Genomic DNA, 16,256 nt, shown 5'->3' with positions numbered 1-16,256 from the left:
AGAGGGAGACTCCCATGGATATTCAATTATTACTGCTGACGATCGTCGTATCGTTTATATTGGCGGTCATTGCCGCTCCACTGCTCATTCCGCTGCTGCGGCGAATGAAATTCGGCCAGCAGGTCCGGGATGACGGGCCACAAAGCCATCTTAAAAAAATAGGTACGCCTACAATGGGCGGTATCGTGATTCTGGTGGCTTTTACGCTGACCTTTCTTAAGTTTTCAGCTATCAAAAATACGGACTTTTACGTTCTGCTGGTTGCTACGCTGGGTTTTGGGCTGATCGGCTTTTTGGACGACTATATCAAGATTGTATTCAAACGCTCGTTAGGTCTGACGGCGCGTCAAAAGCTGTTTGGGCAATTATTGTTTGGCGCGATCATGTGCTGGCTTCTGCTTAGTAATGATCATAGTACTGCGATCGGCATCCCTGGAACGTCATGGTCATTTGATTGGGGCGGCTGGTTTTATTATCCGTTCATCATTATCATGATGCTGGCGATTAGCAATGCTGTCAATTTCACGGATGGGCTGGACGGGCTGCTGTCCGGTACAAGTGCCATTGCCTTTGCTGCTTATGCCATTGTCGCGATTCAGGCGACCTCGCTTCCGGCAGCAGTATGCTCAGCGGCTATGATTGGCGCTGTACTCGGATTTCTCGTGTATAATGCTCATCCTGCCAAGGTGTTTATGGGTGACACAGGCTCGCTGGGAATCGGCGGCGCCATAGGTGCCATTGCCATCGTTACGAAAAGCGAAATTTTGTTCCTCATTATCGGTGGTGTATTCGTAATTGAAATGCTGTCCGTGGTCTTGCAAGTAGCTTCTTTTAAAACACGTGGCAAGCGTATTTTCAAAATGAGCCCGATTCATCATCATTTCGAGCTGTCCGGCTGGTCCGAATGGCGCGTAGTTATTACATTCTGGGCTGTAGGACTGTTGTTGGCAGGACTCGGACTTTATCTCAACAAGGGGTTGTAGACAAATGAACCATCCAGACGCATACAGAGATCAGGAAGTCGTCATTATCGGGCTGGCCAAAAGCGGCGTGCAAGTTGCCAAGGTGCTGCACCAGGCCGGAGCCAAGCTGACAGTCAATGATAAAAAAGATAGGGAACAATGTCCCGAAGCTTCTGAATTAGAGGCTTTGGGAATTTCCGTTTTATGCGGGGGTCACCCAGAGGGGCTAATTCATCCTGGAGTGAAGCTGGTTGTTAAAAATCCAGGGATTCCTTATACGGCTCCTCCCGTACAGAAAGCTGTCGAGCTCGGCATTGAGGTCGTGACCGAGGTTGAGGTCGCCTACCATCTATGTAAAGCTCCGATCATCGGAATTACTGGCTCCAACGGAAAGACGACCACGACCACTTGGGTAGGCAAGCTGTTGGAGGCATCCGGCATGAATCCAATCGTGGCTGGTAATATCGGTACGCCCTTATGTGAGGCGGCTGTGGACGCCAAGTCGGACGAGTGGATGGTTGTGGAGCTGAGCAGCTTTCAGTTAAAAGGAACAAAGGATTTCAAGCCCGCTGTGGCCTGCCTGCTCAATGTAGCTGAGACCCATTTGGACTACCACGGAGGCATGGAGGACTACGTTGCATCCAAGGCGCGTCTATTTGCCAATCAAACGGCGGCGGGTACTGCGGTGGTGAACTGGGATGACCCCGTCTGCCGGGAGCTCGTACCCTATATAAAAGCGAAGCTGCTTCCGTTCTCTATGACAGAACGTTTGCAGGAAGGGTTGTTTGCTGACCCGCCATACATACCGGATGTGACGGACGATATTGAACGTAGCATCGTATACCGCGATGGAAATGGTGTGCTGCATCCCATTATAGGCGTAGCTGAGATTGGACTTCCGGGTCGTTTTAACGTAGAAAATGCTCTTGCTGCTTGCGCAATCGCCATTGCTGCAGGCGCAGAACCAGCGAATTTGGCGGAACCATTAAGTACTTTTCGCGGCGTCGAACATCGGCTTGAATATGTTTTAGAACACGCTGGTGTAGCTTATTACAATAATTCCAAAGCAACCAATTCGAAAGCAACAATGATGGCCTTATCTTCCTTTAAGCAACCCATTGTACTCATTGCCGGAGGATTGGATCGCGGTTCTGATTATACAGAGCTCGTACCTTCCTTGCAGGAAGGTGTGAAAGCCGTTGTGCTCTTGGGTGAGACACGACATAAGCTGGCTGAGCGGGCCCAGCAAGCCGGAATAGAGCATGTCAAGGTCGTCGATAATGGGGAGGATGCCGCCGCTACGCTCGTGGAGGCTGTGAACAAGGCTGCTGAATTTGCTGAGACGGGAGATGTAGTATTACTCTCACCCGCCTGTGCAAGCTGGGATATGTTCCGATCCTATGAAGAGCGTGGACGTATTTTTAAAGAGGCGGCGCATAAATTGTAAGTAGGGGGGTTGGATAAGCCCCTACTTTTATGCAAGGGGTGGCCTCCTGATGAAGCAATCTCGTCCAGCGCCGGATCTATGGCTTTTCGTTTGTATTGTAAGCTTATTAGCCATCGGCATGGTTATGGTATACAGTGCGGGCGCCGTCCTCGCTTTTCACGAGTACGGGGACTCCTACTATTTTGTAAAGCGGCAATTGCTATTTGCAGGGCTCGGTCTTGTAGCGATGTACTTTACTGCCAGAACGGACTACCGGATCTGGCAGAAATATGCCAAGGTTGTGTTGTTGATCTGTCTTGCGTTGCTGGTTGCCGTATTAATTCCCGGCATTGGTGTAGTAAGAGGCGGGGCACGAAGCTGGCTCGGTATTAGCTCTTTCGGCATTCAGCCTTCCGAGTTTATGAAGTTGGGTATGATTCTTTTTCTCGCTCGTTGGCTCAGTCGTCCTGACTATGATATTAGCTCTTTTACGCGCGGCCTGTTGCCCCCGCTTGGACTCATGGGACTGGCTTTTGGGCTTATTATGCTCCAGCCCGATTTGGGCACTGGCACGGTAATGATGGGAGCGTCCATGCTCATCGTATTTACGGCAGGCGCGCGTATGAAGCATCTCGGTCTGCTGGCTTTGTCGGGAGCAGCAGGGTTTGCTGCACTGATTGCAGCTGCACCTTATCGGCTCCAGCGCATCACCGCTTTTCTGGACCCTTGGTCCGATCCGCTTGGCGCAGGTTATCAAATTATTCAATCGCTATATGCGATTGGTCCTGGCGGCCTAGCGGGCTTGGGGCTTGGCATGAGTCGACAAAAATATAGCTACGTTCCTGAGCCGCAGACTGATTTTATTTTTTCCATTTTGGCGGAGGAGCTTGGCTTTATCGGTGGAATGGCGGTGCTGGGGCTCTTTTTGGTTCTCGTGTGGAGAGGAATGCGTGTCGCTATAACCATTCCGGATACCTATGGTAGTTTGCTTGCGGTGGGTATTGTCGCAATGGTCGCCGTACAGGTCGTCATTAATATTGGGGTCGTTATCGGTTTAATGCCGGTGACAGGAATAACACTGCCCTTAATCAGCTATGGAGGTTCTTCTCTGACCTTAATGCTAACTGCTCTGGGCATTTTACTAAATTTATCACGTTATGCGAGGTGAACGTTTATGCGCGTCGTGTTGAGCGGCGGCGGCACCGGAGGGCATATTTATCCGGCGCTGGCCGTAGCCAGACAGTGCGAAGAGATTGATTCGGACGCTGAATTTTTATACATTGGCGGTCAACGAGGACTCGAAAGCAAGTTGGTTCCTCAGGAAAAAATTCCATTTGAGGCTATTGATATCACAGGATTTCGTCGCAGCTTGTCTGTGGAAAATATAAAAACGATCATGCGCTTTTTCAAAGGGGTTCGCAGATCCAAAGCATTATTAAAGAAATTTAAGCCAGATGTCGTTATTGGCACCGGGGGATATGTATGCGGCCCCGTCGTTTATGCAGCTTCCAAGTTGGGAATTCCCAGCATTATTCATGAGCAAAATGCAATTCCAGGGCTGACTAATACATTTCTGAGTCGCTATGTGGATACAGTGGCTGTTAGCTTTGAAGGCTCAGAAGGAGCTTTCCCCAAAGCTAAAAATGTACTGTACACCGGGAACCCGCGTGCTACAACAGTTCGTTTGGCTAACCGGGATCGGGGATTTGCTACTATTGGGGTACCGATGAACAGCTCGGTCGTCCTTGTGGTCGGTGGCAGCAGGGGAGCGAAGGCCATTAATGACGCCATGATTGCAATGGCTCCGCAACTTTCGCAACTGAAAGACGTCCATTTTGTATATGTAACCGGTGAATCTTATTATGAGCAAACTCTGGATAGCATACGGAATCAGATCGGCTCATTGCCCAATCATCTACACGTGCTTCCCTATATTCACAATATGCCAGAGGTGCTGGCTTGTACCTCATTAATTGTTAATCGCGCAGGTGCGTCCTTCTTGGCAGAGATCACATCGTTGGGCATTCCGTCCATTCTGATCCCATCACCTAATGTGACGAATAACCATCAGGAGGCTAATGCTCGTACACTTGAAAAGGCAGGCGCATCCGTCATGATTGTAGAAAAGGAACTGAGTGGCCCGGCCCTGTTTCAATCTATAGCGGGAATTATGAAGGATGAGGCATGGCGGAGTCGTATGGCAGAGTCGGCGTCTGCGCTTGGCAAGCCTGACTCAGCAGATATTTTAGTAAAAGAAATGGAACGTCTTGCCCATAAAAGGTAGTCTGCAGCGCAGAATTGGGCGGTTGTCACACACCGGATGGTATTTACATAGGATACCCTATAGATTGTGACCATCACTCAGGCTGCCGGTTGTCAGGTGAGAGCCTTATAACCATGCGGGGCAAGCAACAAGGAGGTTTCAGTACAATGCAGCAATGGATGCCATTATTAGCGGAGCATGATATCGGAAAAGTGCTGGAGCATGAGCCGCTGTCCAAATATACGACATGGAGGATTGGAGGCCCTGCGGATGCACTTGTTATCCCGGATACCAAAGAGCAGCTGGCAAGAGTATTGAAGCTGGCTAGCGAGCACGGAATTCCCTGGATGCAGTTGGGTCGGGGCTCCAACATGCTCATCTCTGACAAAGGGATACGGGGACTTGTGATCAAGCTGGGGCCAGGATTTGATTATGTTCATTTTGAAGATGAACAGATCGTTGCTGGAGGAGGCGTTTCACTAGTCAAACTGTGCGTTATGGCCAGCAAGCAGGGCCTGTCCGGCCTTGAATTTGCTGGTGGTATCCCAGGATCAGTCGGTGGGGCTGTCTACATGAACGCCGGTGCCCATGGGTCTGATGTGTCACAAATATTCCAGTCCGCTGAGATTGTGCTGGATACAGGGGAATTGGTTGTGTACGATGCCGAGAATATGCATTTCAGCTATCGTCACTCCGTGTTGCATGAGCAACGTGGAATGGTGACAGAGGCAGTGTTTCGGATGAAGCGGGGCGACCGCGAGGAAATTTCAGCAGCACTTGCGGCTTTTAAAGACCGCCGCCGGCTGACCCAGCCGTTACAGTTAGCTTGTGCAGGAAGCGTATTTCGTAATCCTCCAGGAGACTATGCTGCTCGTCTTATTGAGAGCGCAGGTCTCAAGGGCTTGAAGGCGGGAGGCGCAGAGGTATCTGTACAGCATGCCAATTTCATTGTAAATACCGGTCAAGCGACAGCAGAGGACGTGCTTACCCTAATGAAGCATATTCAAAGTACAATATCATCTCAAACCGGCATCAAGCTAGTTCCGGAGGTTTTCGTAGTGGGTGAGCGGTAAACTCGGAGGTGATACATTGGACAAATTGGTGATTGAGGGAGGCCGTCCCCTGTCAGGCACCATACGTATCCATGGGGCAAAAAATGCGGCACTACCTATTCTTGCAGCGAGCTTACTAGCACAAGGTAAGGTAGAAATTCGGAATGTGCCCCATCTTTTAGACATTAAGGTCATGCTGCACATCCTTGAAAGACTCGGCTGTACATGCCGACATGAAGAGGAAACGGTATACGTGGATACGTCGTCCGTCCGAACGTTCCAAATTCCAGAAGATTTGATGAAGCAAATGCGCTCATCTATCTTTCTGATGGGACCGCTGCTCGCCAGATATGGAGAAGTTTCCATTTACCAGCCCGGAGGCTGCGCCATAGGCGAGCGCAAAATTGATCTTCACCTAGAGGGCTTAAAAGCTCTTGGCGCAGAGATAGAGGAAAAAGACGAGCAAATTACATTTCGAGCCCACAAGCTAATCGGCTCGGACATCCACATGGATTTCCCGAGTGTAGGTGCAACGGAAAATATTATGATGGCTGCTGCGTTGGCTGAAGGACGAACAACGATCACCAATGCAGCGAGGGAACCGGAAATTCAGGATCTACAAAACTTCTTGAATGCCATGGGAGCCCGCATTATCGGTGCTGGAACCGACACGATTACAATTACGGGGGTCAGTCGCCTCAATCCGTGTACGTATGAGGTCATTCCTGACCGCATAGTAGCTGGAACGGTTATGATTGCAGCTGCAGCTACACGAGGAAGTGTGTCGCTGACCCACTGCAATCCATCCCATTTGTCTGCTCTGATTCACGTCCTCAGGCGGGCTGGTGTTCAAATCGGCATCTTGAATGATATAATGACCGTAAGTTGTATGAGTCGTCCCAAAGCAGTGGAGAGGATCGTTACCTCCCCTTACCCGTCTTTTCCGACGGATTTGCAATCTCAGGTCATGGTTCTGCTTTCCTTGGCGGACGGATTCAGTGTCATGAAAGAGACCGTCTTCGAAAGCCGATTCAAACATGTAGATGAACTAAATGTAATGGGTGCTGATATTACGGTTGATGCAAATGCTGCTTTTATAAGAGGAGTTTCTCGTCTGTACGGGGCTACGGTAGAGGCTACCGATCTGCGGGCAGGGGCTGCGCTGGTCATAGCGGGTCTAGCGGCTCAAGGACGTACCATTGTCGAGCAGGTTCATCATATTGACAGAGGGTATGACCGAATCGAACGTCTTTTCCAGGGACTGGGTGCCCGAATGAGCCGTCAGTCTCCGGTGCCGGAGCAGCTGGATTTCGTAAATTAATGCCTGTAATGTCCCTCCGTTAACGGGGGGACAAAAGGCTTTTGTGGAGAGAAGCTATGCCAAATGCTCAAATACCTGTTCTTAAAAAGAACAGAACGAAAAAAAGTACAAGCCGGAAGATTGCTATTCTTCTCATTTTGTTGTTTATCGTACTGCTCGCTGTTCTCTTTTTCCGTTCTTCGTTGAGTCGGGTTTCTGAAATTCGTTTTGATGGTAATGTATTTTCGACCCGAGATCAGCTTCTTAATCGAAGCGGTCTGGCTGTTGGAGATCAGTATTTCGGAGTCAGTTCATCCGACATCTCTGAGAAACTGCGGGAAATTCAATCGATACAGCAAGTCACAGTGGACAAGCAGTTTCCGGGGATTATTGCTATTCACATTAAAGAGTTTGCTACGGTCGCTTACGAGTTGCAGAGTGACGGGAGCCTTCGTGCTATTCTAGCGAACGGGACAAGCGTGGGCGTGGGGAGTAGCGGAATAGCCGTTGAGAAGCCTATTTTGACCAAATGGAAATCTGATGATCCGTACAAAGCGAAGCTGTGTGATGCTTTATCACGCATTCCGGGGGAATGGACAGCCGATATTTCGGAAATTATTCCCGCGCCGATTCCTTCTTTTCCGGACCGCATCAAAATGTACACACGTTCCCAGTTTGAGGTTATTACAACCGTTTCTCTACTGAATTCTAAAATCAGCTATTTGAACCAGGTGCTAGAAACAGAAGATCCAGGTTTGATCACCATGTTGGAGGCGGATTCCTACGTTCCGTTCAAACCGGATACGAGTGAAGAGGGCCAAGAAAAAGATACTACTCAGTGATGTGAAAAAATGCTAGAATTGATTTTATGGGTAATAGACTTGCCTCCTTCTTTTTTCTTCAAATTTTTATGTGACTGCAACCATAAATTGGCTTCTAAAAAATTTGTAGAAAAAAGAGGGAAAGCATGGAGTTTGTTGAATATGTACAGAGTGTGTTTAAAGAACGAAATTCATTTTGGAGTCAGGAGGTGCCACAGACTTGAGCAACAATGACATCATTGTTAGTTTGGACATCGGTACATCCAAAGTTCGGGCTATTATTGGGGAAATGAATAATGGAACCTTTAATATTATTGGAGTTGGATCTGCCGACTCGGAAGGGATTCGCAAAGGTGCAATTGTAGACATTGATCAAACCGTGCAATCAATCCGTAACGCCGTGGATCACGCAGAACGCATGGTTGGTATTCAAATAACAGAAGTGTATGTGGGGATTTCAGGCAATCATATTGGCCTGCAAAATAGTCATGGCGTAGTAGCCGTGTCCAACGAGGACCGTGAAATCGGTGAGGAGGACATTGAGCGTGTACTGAAGGCAGCTGAGGTTATTGCTGTACCACCGGAGAGAGAAATTATTGACGTGGTAGCCAAGCAGTATGTCGTGGATGGCCTTGAAGGCATTCAGGACCCTCGCGGTATGATTGGAGTTCGTCTCGAAGTAGAGGCTACGATTGTTACTGGAGGCAAGACCCCGATACATAATCTGTTGCGCTGCGTTGAGAAAGCCGGCTTGAGGATTAAAGATCTGGTCTTGCTGCCTCTTGGAGCCGGACAATTGTCTCTTTCGAAGGATGAAAAGGTGATGGGTTCGGTGCTGGTGGATATTGGTGCAGGTTCTACGAATGTTGCCATTTTCCAGGAAGGAACGATTGTTGCCACATCTACACTTCCGATTGGTGGAGAATTTGTAACCAATGATATTGCCTACGGACTGAGAACCCTTACCGATCAAGCCGAAAAAGTAAAGCTTAAGTACGGCTGCGCATGGTATGATGATGCGGCAGCCGATGTCGTCTTTAAAGTGACGCGTATCGGCAGTAACGTGGATAAGGAGTTCAACCAGCAGGATTTGGCTGCTATTATTGAGCCGAGAGTGCAGGAAATTTTTCAACTCATTCAGGCGGAAGTTAAGCGCTTGGGTTACACAGAGCTTCCGGGAGGTTATATACTTACCGGAGGCACCGTCTCCATGCCTGGTGTACTTCAGGTGGCACAAAGCGAACTGGCCGCTTCCGTAAGGATCGCCGTACCTGATTTTATCGGTGTAAGGGATCCGGGTTACACGAGCGGAGTTGGAATCTTGCATAATGCTATTCGTTACTATCGCGGAAGATCGACTAGCGTTAGCAACAGTGGCGGAAGTACCAAGAAGCCGACTAACCGAACCAAAAGCAGTAGTCCCGCTGCGGAAGGCGAGCAAAAGCAGGGGTTGATTGAACGCTTAAAAAATATGTTCAGTGAATTTATATAACGTTCATTGCTAATTATGCCAATCATGGACGGGCCATCCATGCACATTGAGGGGGAGATGGAATAGTATGTTGGAATTTGATTTTGAAATGGAGAGCTTGGCTCAAATTAAAGTGATCGGCGTCGGAGGCGGCGGCAGCAATGCGGTTAACCGAATGATCGAAAATGGTGTTCAGGGTGTGGAGTTCATTACAGTCAATACAGATGCCCAGGCACTTCATTTAGCGAAGTCTGAGCATAAGCTTCAAATTGGGGATAAGCTGACCCGCGGTCTGGGTGCCGGTGCTAACCCCGATGTGGGTAAAAAAGCGGCTGAAGAATCGCGTGAGCTCATTATGAATACGCTCAAAGGTGCGGATATGGTATTCGTAACGGCGGGAATGGGTGGCGGTACTGGAACCGGAGCGGCTCCTGTCATTGCTGAAATTGCCAAGGAATGCGGCGCGCTGACTGTAGGCGTGGTAACCCGACCATTCACGTTTGAAGGGCGTAAGCGTTCCAATCAAGCTGAACTTGGTATTGAGGGATTAAAAGAAAAAGTAGACACTTTGATAGTAATCCCGAATGACCGTTTGCTTGAAATTGTGGACAAGAAAACCCCAATGTTGGAAGCATTCCGTGAAGCAGACAATGTTCTGCGTCAGGCGGTACAAGGTATTTCAGATTTGATCGCTGTACCGGGTCTAATCAACCTCGACTTTGCTGACGTTAAGACGATCATGACGGAGCGTGGCTCCGCTTTGATGGGGATTGGTGAAGCAACTGGTGAAAATCGTGCGGCTGAAGCAGCACGCAAGGCTATCATGAGCCCGTTGTTGGAGACATCCATTGAAGGTGCTCGTGGTGTGATTATGAACATCACTGGTGGCAACAACCTGTCTCTGTATGAGGTTAATGAGGCAGCTGAAATTGTAACATCGGCTTCCGATCCGGAAGTAAACATGATTTTCGGTGCTATCATTGACGAAGAGTTGAAAGAAGAGATCAAGGTTACCGTCATTGCCACTGGCTTTGAAGGCAAGCCAAGTCAACCGACACCGGGACGTAAACCGGCAGCCAACCCGGCTACTTCCGAATCGGCGGAAAAAGGCTCTCCTAACTTGCGTCCATTTGGTAACACTCAAAGCAGTGACCAATTAGACATTCCTACATTCTTACGTAACCGTTCGCGCAATAATAATAACGATAACTAGTTCTAATTCAGACTGCCCGCATTCTCCTTGGAGATGCGGGCTTCTTTCTGTTTTCCGCATCCTGCAGTTCAGGCGCTTCTCCTCTTTCCGACAAAATTAGTCGGTCACCGTCCCCACCGTTAGACAGACTTTGAACAGCATGACTACTATACTTAAGCCTATCCTGCAAACGCTGGGCGGGTGAAGCCTTGGTTGTTTATATCGACTTGATTTTTTTGGCCAATTTGTTCATTGATGCTGTGCTGCTGATGGTCACCGCCTGGATGAGAAAAATTCGTCCAGTGTGGTGGAGGTTGATGGCATCAGCTGGAATCGGCGCAATGTACGTGGTCATGATGTTTGTGCCGGAACTGTCCTTTTTATTTACGTTCCTGATCAAACTGGCATTATCGGTCATAATGCTGCTGGTGGCTTTTGGATTTGGCAGCATGCAAAAGTATCTTCGTACAATGGGTGCTTTTTACATGATCAATTTTGTAGCTGCAGGTGGCATTTTGGGGATGCATTATTTTCTCCAAAATACCGGGGAATTGTTTAATGGTATCTGGTACACCGCTTCGGGAGGAATGTCTTTTGAACTGAAAATCGCATTCTGGTTTATTTTATGCGCATTTGGCGGAGTGATGCTTTTCTTTCGTATTGTGCAGTCCTCAAAGCAGCGCACAGAAAGGATGAGTGGGTTTCTGGGACAAGTGCAGGTGTGGATTGGGCAGGATCATATTGAGTGTACAGGCTTGTTGGATACAGGTAACCAGCTCTATGATCCTTTGACCCGAACCCCGGTGATGGTCATGGAGGCGGCCTTGTGGGAATCGTATTTGCCCGCCTCCTGGCTTCGAAAATGTTCTGAGGGTAATGCTGACCAACTGGTGATGGAACTGGGGGACGAATCGTTTAGCTGGCAGGATCGTGTTCGTCTCGTCCCCTATCGTGGAATTAACCGCAGTCATTCCTTTATGCTCGCCCTCAAACCAGACCGAGTAGAGGTGGTGATGAATGGGGCTCATTTTGTACATCATCGAGTGTTGATTGGCTTGGATGGGGGAACATTGTCAGCAGAGGGTAAGTATCGTGCCATCATCCACCCGGATGTGACGGCACAAGAAGAGGGCAGTGCTGATACCAACCAGAAACGAGATGCACATTTTAGTGAGCATTTTACGGAATCAGGATGACGAGCATAAACACAAAATGATGTTTGAAGGCGACGAGAAATATCCAATGGTGAAATGGGCGGAACACAGCTGGAATTGCACTATTTTCAAAAGGGGGAGAATGATATGTGGGAACAGATGAAATTGAAGATGAAAATTAGGCTAGCGTTGCAATTGCAATATTATCGTATTTTATTTTTATTTGGGCTGAAAAGTGAAGAAATTTATTATATTGGCGGCAGCGAGGCGCTCCCCCCACCGCTGACGAGAGACGAAGAAGAATATTTGCTGGGGAAACTTTCTTCTGGAGATGCAGCAGTACGGTCGATGCTAATCGAAAGAAATTTGCGGTTAGTCGTATATATTGCCCGTAAATTTGAGAATACGGGAATCAACATTGAGGATCTCGTATCCATTGGTGCTATTGGACTAATCAAAGCGGTTAACACTTTTGATCCAGAGAAGAAAATCAAACTTGCGACATATGCGTCTCGATGCATTGAGAATGAGATTTTGATGTATTTGCGTCGCAATAGTAAAACGAGAACGGAAGTTTCTTTTGATGAGCCTCTGAATATTGATTGGGACGGTAATGAATTATTGCTTTCCGATGTGATGGGGACGGAAAATGATACCATTTACCGTAATATCGAGGAGCAGGTGGACCGTAAATTATTGCATAAGGCACTGGATAAGTTGACGGATCGAGAGCGTTTGATTATGGAGCTGCGCTTCGGCTTACAAGACGGAGAAGAGAAGACACAGAAGGATGTTGCTGACCTGTTGGGTATCTCGCAATCGTATATTTCGCGTCTGGAAAAGCGAATTATAAAGCGCTTACGAAAAGAATTTAATAAAATGGTATAATGCATGGGTATATCCGGAAGCGATGGAAACGGCGAATAAAAAAATGCCCTCAGGAGATAATGTACATTAATGTTGCTCCTTGGGAGGTAAGACACGATGACCCGAAATAAAGTGGAAATTTGCGGTGTGGATACCGCCAAACTGCCGGTATTAACCAATGCAGAAATGCGCGAGTTGTTCACATCACTTCAGCAAAATAATGAACGATCAGCCAGAGAAAAATTGGTCAACGGCAATCTCCGACTCGTCCTGAGTGTGATTCAACGATTTAACAATCGGGGAGAGTTTGTGGACGATTTGTTCCAGGTAGGATGTATCGGCCTAATGAAGGCGATTGATAATTTTGACCTTTCGCAAAACGTAAAGTTCTCCACTTATGCGGTGCCGATGATTATCGGAGAGATCCGCCGTTATTTGCGGGATAACAATCCGATCCGTGTATCTCGTTCGTTACGGGATATTGCATATAAGGCGCTTCAGGTGCGGGACAGTCTGACGAATCTGAACTCGCGAGAACCAACGATTTTTGAAATTTCAGAGGCATTGAATGTGCCCAAAGAAGACGTTGTGTTCGCGTTGGATGCGATTCAGGATCCGGTTTCGCTGTTCGAGCCGATATATCACGACGGGGGCGACCCAATCTATGTGATGGATCAGATCAGTGATGACAGAAATAAAGACGTCTCATGGATTGAGGAAATCGCTCTGCGGGAAGCGATGCATCGCCTGGGCCAGCGTGAAAAGATGATATTGTCTATGCGTTTTTATGAAGGAAAGACGCAAATGGAGGTTGCCGACGAAATCGGTATCTCTCAAGCCCAGGTTTCAAGATTAGAGAAGTCGGCTATACAGCAAATGCAAAAACATGTAAAGTCCTAATGAAATGAATGCTTGAATGATTCAGCGATAAAAACGATCCTACCCGGATCGTTTTTGCGTTTACAGGACATTTTTTGGGCTCTTCCGCTCATATAGTGAAATAAAGGATGTGATGCGTGTGAGTGCACCAGAAACGTCAGTAAGAGCAATGAAAATTTCCGAGTTTCAAACCAAGGATGTCATTAACATTGTAGATGGACGACGTCTGGGACAAATCAGTGATTTGGAGATTGACGTGCGGCAGGGGAAAATTGAAGCCATTGTGGTTCCAGGCAGCAGTCGTTTTATGGGCTGGTTTGGAGGCGGAAGCGAGTTGGTCATTCCGTGGCGCAACATTGTGAAAATTGGTTCGGATGTTGTGCTTGTACGACTGGAAGGATTGCATGAGCCGCCGGGTGAAGGTGAGGAAAAGTTGTATATCGAACGTCAAGAGCGGAGTGACCGACGGGGCTTCTGAACTTGCAGATCTACGTATTTTAGTGTGTTGTGAAGACACGGCGGCTGCTTTTTGGTACACTGGGCAGTAGAGGTGAGAATGAATGGAACCATTTGTAGTGAACACCGAGGCTACGGGGGCTGCGCTTATGAAAGATGGCGGACGTCCCGTACCGGAGTTGTTATATATTCAATCTTGGGAGCGGCAGGTTCAGGGATTAACAGCGGGTTTTACAGGTCGTCATGGCGGTGTCAGTGAGGTGCCCTACGCTAGTCTGAACTGTGCGTTCCATGTGGGGGATGACCCCGAGCAAGTTATTCGTAACCGTCGGCTCATTGCTGAGCAGCTTGGCTTTGCTGCTGAAGCGTGGACGTGCGGTGAACAGGTTCATGGTCATCATGTTGCCGTGGTCAAGGCTGCTGATCGCGGGCGGGGCTTTATGGATCGTGCATCCGCTTTTCAGGACACAGATGGACTTTTGACGAATGTACCTGGCATTTTGCTGACGTCCTTTTATGCAGACTGTGTACCATTATATTTTTGTGATCCAGTCCGCCGTGTGATTGGGTTGGCGCATGCAGGCTGGAAGGGAACCGTTGCGGAAATCGCATTGAAAATGGTACAGACCATGCAAAGCGAATATGGATCTCAGCCGTCTGATATACTAGCAGCTATTGGTCCTTCCATTGGTTCTGAATCCTATGAGGTGGATGAGCACGTGATGAGCCAAATTCGGGTTTTGGAGCATGATTGCCCGGGTAATGATAAATGGGAAGGTTCTGTTTACTTTCCCTTAACCACCGGAAAAACACTACTTGACTTGAAACAATGCAATCGACACATTATGATGAAAGCAGGAATATTGCCGAGCCATATCGAATGTACTACCTTATGCACGAGTAGCCGTAGCGATTTGTTTTTTTCATATCGCAAAGAAGGCGGCGTCACAGGAAGAATGGCGAGTTGGATTGGTCTGGAAGAGAGGTGAGTCCTCCCGTGTCTTTGGAGGAACGAATTAAAGAAGTGAATGCCCGTGTAGAAGCGGCATGTGCCCGAAGCGGACGTTCGCGTGATGAAGTTAATGTGATCGCTGTCACCAAATATGTTTCGGCGGCGACAATGACATCGGTACTGGATAGCGACTTAGAGCATGTGGGCGAAAATCGCTGGCAGGATGCTGCGGATAAATGGAGCAAGTTGGGTGACCGGGGAACGTGGCATTTTATTGGTCATCTCCAAACGAATAAGGTTAAAGATGTGATTGGAAAATTTAAATTTATACATTCGCTTGACCGCTTATCGCTCGCTCAGGAATTGGACAAGAAGGCAGCCGCTCTGGGACTGCGAGTTAAAGCTTTTGTGCAAGTCAATATTTCTGGGGAAATATCCAAATATGGCTTGTCCTCTGAGGCGGTTGTCCCCTTTTTGGAACAAATTCGCGAGTTGGAGCATGTGGACGTAATTGGCTTGATGACGATGGCTCCTCATGAGGAAGACCCGGAAAAAACTCGGCCTGTGTTTCGGGGATTACGTGAATTACGGGATAGGTTAAATGGACAAGCCTTGACCAGAGAACCCATCGTTCACTTGTCTATGGGGATGTCCAATGATTTTGAAGTGGCGGTTGAAGAGGGAGCGACCTGGCTGCGGCTTGGTTCCGTACTGGTCGGACGAGAGGAGGATTTCCATTGGGCGTAATGAATAAGTTCATGAACTTTCTGGGGCTTCAGGAAGAAGAGGAAGTTATAGAGCGAGAGGTTATGAATACGCCGGAAGATCAAGAAATTGAAACCCCAAGCTTTGATAAACGTAAGAACCAGAAGAGCACTAATGTTGTCAGCATCCATTCACAGAAAAATGTGAAAGTTGTCCTGTATGAGCCGCGTTCTTATGATGAAGCACAGGAAATTGCCGACCATATCCGTTCCCATCGTACCGTCGTAGTTAATTTGCAACGAATTCGCAAGGATCAGGCGCTGCGCATTATTGATTTTTTGAGTGGTACTGTGTATGCACTGGGTGGTGGTATTTCCAAGGTCGGGAACAATATTTTTCTGTGTACACCAGACACGGTTGAGATTCAAGGCTCTATTACGGAAATACTGGCTGACACTGAACAAGAACTTAACAGAATGAGGTGAACTTTTCTTGATCGAGGTAATTTACTGGCTATTTCAGATTTATTCGTACATGATCATTGCATATGTTCTGCTGTCATGGCTTCCTAATGCCAGAGAGAGTGTAATTGGCGATTTACTTGCCAAGTTTGTGGAGCCGTATTTGTCTCCTTTTCGCAGGTTTATACCGCCAATCTTCGGGATGATTGATATTTCACCCATCGTTGCGCTGATTGCTCTGCGTTTTGCGTCATACGGTTTGATTTCTTTGATTGGTAATTTCGTCTAGGAGGAG

The 16,256-nt window shown here is 47.9% G+C and carries 17 protein-coding genes; all 17 read left to right on the top strand.

Annotated elements, in window-relative coordinates; translation table 11 throughout:
* Positions 1–14: 14 nt before the first annotated feature.
* Positions 15–983, top strand: a complete 969-nt coding sequence (gene mraY, locus ACUUJN_RS17605) for a phospho-N-acetylmuramoyl-pentapeptide-transferase (RefSeq protein ID WP_013311092.1) — start codon at positions 15–17, stop codon at positions 981–983.
* 4 nt (positions 984–987) lie between these two features.
* Complete coding sequence (gene murD, locus ACUUJN_RS17600) at positions 988–2,409, top strand: UDP-N-acetylmuramoyl-L-alanine--D-glutamate ligase (protein ID WP_484668754.1); 1,422 nt, start codon at positions 988–990, stop codon at positions 2,407–2,409.
* A 49-nt stretch (positions 2,410–2,458) separates the two neighbouring features.
* Positions 2,459–3,556: a stage V sporulation protein E gene (gene spoVE / locus ACUUJN_RS17595; protein WP_023989448.1), complete on the top strand. Its 1,098-nt coding sequence runs from the start codon at positions 2,459–2,461 to the stop codon at positions 3,554–3,556.
* A 6-nt stretch (positions 3,557–3,562) separates the two neighbouring features.
* Positions 3,563–4,672: an undecaprenyldiphospho-muramoylpentapeptide beta-N-acetylglucosaminyltransferase gene (gene murG, locus ACUUJN_RS17590; protein WP_028540482.1), complete on the top strand. Its 1,110-nt coding sequence runs from the start codon at positions 3,563–3,565 to the stop codon at positions 4,670–4,672.
* A 146-nt stretch (positions 4,673–4,818) separates the two neighbouring features.
* Complete coding sequence (gene murB / locus ACUUJN_RS17585; protein WP_069080395.1) at positions 4,819–5,724, top strand: UDP-N-acetylmuramate dehydrogenase; 906 nt, start codon at positions 4,819–4,821, stop codon at positions 5,722–5,724.
* A 16-nt stretch (positions 5,725–5,740) separates the two neighbouring features.
* Positions 5,741–7,024, top strand: a complete 1,284-nt coding sequence (murA, locus tag ACUUJN_RS17580; RefSeq protein WP_023989445.1) for a UDP-N-acetylglucosamine 1-carboxyvinyltransferase — start codon at positions 5,741–5,743, stop codon at positions 7,022–7,024.
* A 56-nt stretch (positions 7,025–7,080) separates the two neighbouring features.
* Positions 7,081–7,845 carry a cell division protein FtsQ/DivIB gene (locus tag ACUUJN_RS17575; RefSeq protein WP_023989444.1) on the top strand — a complete coding sequence of 255 codons (765 nt, stop codon included), beginning with the start codon at positions 7,081–7,083 and terminating at the stop codon, positions 7,843–7,845.
* A 199-nt stretch (positions 7,846–8,044) separates the two neighbouring features.
* Complete coding sequence (gene ftsA / locus ACUUJN_RS17570) at positions 8,045–9,316, top strand: cell division protein FtsA (protein WP_013311085.1); 1,272 nt, start codon at positions 8,045–8,047, stop codon at positions 9,314–9,316.
* Positions 9,317–9,383: 67 nt separating this feature from the next.
* Complete coding sequence (gene ftsZ / locus ACUUJN_RS17565; protein ID WP_484668753.1) at positions 9,384–10,508, top strand: cell division protein FtsZ; 1,125 nt, start codon at positions 9,384–9,386, stop codon at positions 10,506–10,508.
* Positions 10,509–10,696: 188 nt separating this feature from the next.
* The gene (spoIIGA, locus tag ACUUJN_RS17560) at positions 10,697–11,683 is read left to right on the top strand and encodes a sigma-E processing peptidase SpoIIGA (RefSeq protein ID WP_023989442.1); all 987 of its coding nucleotides are present in this window, start codon (positions 10,697–10,699) and stop codon (positions 11,681–11,683) included.
* A gap of 105 nt (positions 11,684–11,788) precedes the next feature.
* Positions 11,789–12,529, top strand: a complete 741-nt coding sequence (sigE, locus tag ACUUJN_RS17555) for an RNA polymerase sporulation sigma factor SigE (protein WP_175405300.1) — start codon at positions 11,789–11,791, stop codon at positions 12,527–12,529.
* Positions 12,530–12,625: 96 nt separating this feature from the next.
* Entirely contained in the window at positions 12,626–13,408 is a 783-nt protein-coding gene (gene sigG / locus ACUUJN_RS17550; protein WP_007431182.1) for an RNA polymerase sporulation sigma factor SigG, read from the top strand.
* Positions 13,409–13,520: 112 nt separating this feature from the next.
* Positions 13,521–13,865 (top strand): YlmC/YmxH family sporulation protein, encoded by a 345-nt coding sequence (locus tag ACUUJN_RS17545; RefSeq protein ID WP_023989440.1) that lies wholly within the window; start codon positions 13,521–13,523, stop codon positions 13,863–13,865.
* A gap of 82 nt (positions 13,866–13,947) precedes the next feature.
* Positions 13,948–14,832: a peptidoglycan editing factor PgeF gene (pgeF, locus tag ACUUJN_RS17540; protein ID WP_484668752.1), complete on the top strand. Its 885-nt coding sequence runs from the start codon at positions 13,948–13,950 to the stop codon at positions 14,830–14,832.
* An 8-nt stretch (positions 14,833–14,840) separates the two neighbouring features.
* Complete coding sequence (locus ACUUJN_RS17535; protein WP_025718637.1) at positions 14,841–15,542, top strand: YggS family pyridoxal phosphate-dependent enzyme; 702 nt, start codon at positions 14,841–14,843, stop codon at positions 15,540–15,542.
* Positions 15,533–15,985, top strand: a complete 453-nt coding sequence (locus ACUUJN_RS17530) for a cell division protein SepF (protein WP_023989437.1) — start codon at positions 15,533–15,535, stop codon at positions 15,983–15,985. Before ACUUJN_RS17535 ends, ACUUJN_RS17530 begins: the two co-directional genes overlap by 10 nt.
* 7 nt (positions 15,986–15,992) lie before the next feature.
* Complete coding sequence (locus ACUUJN_RS17525; protein ID WP_023989436.1) at positions 15,993–16,250, top strand: YggT family protein; 258 nt, start codon at positions 15,993–15,995, stop codon at positions 16,248–16,250.
* Positions 16,251–16,256 lie beyond the last annotated feature (6 nt).

The sequence above is a fragment of the Paenibacillus sp. LRG-1 genome, from assembly GCF_057220305.1.
The sequence above is the reverse complement of the archived record's forward strand: the minus strand, read 5'-3'. Positions and strand labels throughout refer to the sequence as shown.

Bases quoted from the DNA above. Each gene is read 5' to 3' on its own strand.
- ftsZ (WP_484668753.1), top strand. From the start codon at position 9,384: ATGTTGGAATTTGATTTTGAAATGGAGAGCTTGGCTCAAATTAAAGTG.
- murD (WP_484668754.1), top strand. From the start codon at position 988: ATGAACCATCCAGACGCATACAGAGATCAGGAAGTCGTCATTATCGGG.
- ACUUJN_RS17575 (WP_023989444.1), top strand. From the start codon at position 7,081: ATGCCAAATGCTCAAATACCTGTTCTTAAAAAGAACAGAACGAAAAAA.
- mraY (WP_013311092.1), top strand. From the start codon at position 15: ATGGATATTCAATTATTACTGCTGACGATCGTCGTATCGTTTATATTG.
- murG (WP_028540482.1), top strand. From the start codon at position 3,563: ATGCGCGTCGTGTTGAGCGGCGGCGGCACCGGAGGGCATATTTATCCG.
- spoVE (WP_023989448.1), top strand. From the start codon at position 2,459: ATGAAGCAATCTCGTCCAGCGCCGGATCTATGGCTTTTCGTTTGTATT.
- sigG (WP_007431182.1), top strand. From the start codon at position 12,626: ATGACCCGAAATAAAGTGGAAATTTGCGGTGTGGATACCGCCAAACTG.
- murB (WP_069080395.1), top strand. From the start codon at position 4,819: ATGCAGCAATGGATGCCATTATTAGCGGAGCATGATATCGGAAAAGTG.
- pgeF (WP_484668752.1), top strand. From the start codon at position 13,948: ATGGAACCATTTGTAGTGAACACCGAGGCTACGGGGGCTGCGCTTATG.
- ACUUJN_RS17545 (WP_023989440.1), top strand. From the start codon at position 13,521: ATGCGTGTGAGTGCACCAGAAACGTCAGTAAGAGCAATGAAAATTTCC.
- sigE (WP_175405300.1), top strand. From the start codon at position 11,789: ATGTGGGAACAGATGAAATTGAAGATGAAAATTAGGCTAGCGTTGCAA.